The 2,466-nt window shown below is 75.3% G+C and carries 2 protein-coding genes; one reads left to right on the top strand and one right to left on the bottom strand.

The window, feature by feature from the left end:
* Positions 1 to 39: 39 nt before the first annotated feature.
* Positions 40 to 1,632 (top strand): GMC family oxidoreductase, encoded by a 1,593-nt coding sequence (locus tag EF918_RS34770; RefSeq protein WP_125652850.1) that lies wholly within the window; start codon positions 40 to 42, stop codon positions 1,630 to 1,632.
* Positions 1,633 to 1,659: 27 nt separating this feature from the next.
* Here EF918_RS34770 and EF918_RS34765 read toward each other — a convergent pair.
* Positions 1,660 to 2,466: terpene synthase family protein (locus EF918_RS34765; RefSeq protein WP_221889791.1), on the bottom strand; the 807-nt coding region annotated here is incomplete at its 5' end.

The following is a 2,466-nucleotide window of genomic DNA, read 5'->3' as shown; positions in this document are numbered from 1 at the left end:
GGCCCCCGCCCCCGATCCGACGGAAAGCACAGGCGCCCGATGACCACCTCACCCGAGAGCGCCGACTACGTCGTCGTGGGCGCCGGCTCGGCCGGAGCCGCGCTCGCCGGCCGGCTCACCGGGACGACCACGGCCTCCGTCGTCCTGCTGGAGGCGGGCGGGCCGGCCAGGGGGCCGGCCGTCCGCATCCCCGCCGCCTTCCCGCAGAACTTCAGGACCGCCAGCGACTGGGACTACACGACGGTCCCCCAGCCCGGACTCGCCGGACGTAGCGTCTACTGGCCGCGCGGCCGGATGCTCGGCGGCTGTTCCTCGATGAACGCCATGATGTGGGTGCGCGGGTTCGCCGCCGACTACGACGCGTGGGGCGAGGCCTGCGGCCCCGACTGGTCCTGGAAGGGACTGCTGCCCTACTTCCTGCGTACGGAAGGGATCGAGGGGGCCACCGACCCGGACCACGGCCGGCACGGCCCCCTGACCATCGGACCGCAGCGCAGCCCCCACCCCCACACGACGGCCTTCCTCGACGCCGTCCGCGAACTCGGCCACGCCGTGGAGGAGCCCAACGCGGCCGCACCCACGGGCTTTTCCCGAGCCCTGGTCAACCAGCGCCGCGGCGCACGCTTCAGCGCCGCAGACGCCTACCTCAGGCCCGCCCGCCGCCGCCCGAACCTGCACGTCGTCACCGACGCCCGGGTCACGCGCGTGCTGTTCGAGGGACACCGGGCCGTGGGCGTGGAGTACCGTACGGGCCGCGGCGTACGCCGGGTGCTCGCGCGGCGTGAGGTCGTCCTCAGCGGCGGGGCGGTCAACACCCCGCAGCTGCTGATGCTCTCCGGCATCGGTGACGCCGGGCGGCTGCGGGACCTGGGGATCGAGGTCCTCGTGGACGCCCCCGAGGTCGGTTCCAACCTGACCGATCACCTCATCGGCGGGCTCGTCGTCGACACCCCGGGCGGGTCCCTGCTCTCCGCCGAACGGCCCCGCGAGCTGCTGAAGTACCTCGTCCGCCGCGGCATGCTCACCTCCAACGTCGGCGAGGCGTACGGGTTCGTCCGCAGCAGGCCCGACCTCGCACTCCCCGACCTGGAGATCCTCTTCGCCCCCGTACCCTTCCTCGGCCAGGGCCTGGTCAAGGCGACCGAGCACGGGGTGACGGTCGGCGCGGTCCTGCTGCGCCCGCGGAGCACCGGTGCGGTCACCCTCGCCTCGCCGGATCCGTTCGACAAGCCGGTCATCGACCCGCGCTACCTCTCCGACCCGCACGGCCACGACCGGGCCGCCCTGCTGGCCGGGCTCGACGTCTGCGAGCGGATCGTCGAACGCTTCACCGCCCGCGGCCTGACCGGCGGCCGCTACCTGATGCCACCGGGCGCGGAGCACCTGCCCCCGGCCCAGCGGGCCGCACGCGCGCTGGACGAGCACGCGCACACCGTCTACCACCCCGTGGGCACGGCCCGCATGGGCCGCGACGGGGCCTCGGTCGTGGACCCCGAGCTGCGCGTGCGCGGCGTACGGGGCCTGCGGGTCGCGGACGCCTCGATCATGCCGGCCCCCGTCCGCGGCCACACCCACGCCCCCGCCGTCGTCATCGGAGAGAAGGCCGCGGACCTGCTCGCGGCGGCCGGCTGACCCGGCCGCGGACCGTACGGCCGGCACTCACCCGGCCGTACGGTCCACCCCGGCGCGGTACCGCCCGGACTCCCGCACCCAGGCCAGGTGCCGGCCGGGCACGTCCGCGAGCAGCCCCGCCAGCAGGCCGACGGACGGGCTCGTGGAGCGGTCCAGGAGCGCGCGCCTGCCCCGGGCGATGTCAGCCATCCGGTGCGTGACGGCGAGGCGGACCTGCCGCGCGGCCTCGTCCGCCGACAGACCGAGATGGTGGCGCAGCACGGTCACGTAGTTGGTCGGATCGCCGCAGGCCGCCTCGCGCTCGACCGAGGCGAGGTCGTTGCACCAGGCCGTCACGTCGTTCACGGCGTCCGTCAGAGCGACCCAGTCGGCGACGAGCCCCAAGGGCATCTCCTCCCGGTACAGCGGCTCCAACAGGTGGAACGCCGCCGGGCAATTGGCATGGCGCCGCAGCACCCGGTACTCGCCGGGCCCGGGGACCAGCCCCCGCCGCCGCAGCTCGGCCTGGCGGGCGAAGGCGTCACGCTGGAGCCCGAGATGAAAGGCGAACCGCTCCTGCCAGTGCCGCGACGCACGCGGCGCCGTACGCGCCCACAGATCGGCGAGCGCCACCTCGGCCGGCTCACCCGCCCGCGCCGCCACGGTCCCGCGGACGATGCCGAGGAACCGCTCGTGCGCCGCCCGCACCGCCGCCCCGCCGTCGGTGTCCCCGGCCTCGTCCCACTGGTCGTCCACGTGGAACACCCAGGCGAGCCACTGCGCGAACAGCACCACCTGCCCCGCCGCGGCCCCAGGAGCCATCCACCCGGCCGCCCGATGAAACCCGGCCCGCCG

The sequence above is a fragment of the Streptomyces sp. WAC06614 genome, assembly GCF_003949795.1.
GTDB lineage: Bacteria > Actinomycetota > Actinomycetes > Streptomycetales > Streptomycetaceae > Streptomyces.
This window is presented reverse-complemented; position numbering and strand designations above follow the sequence as displayed.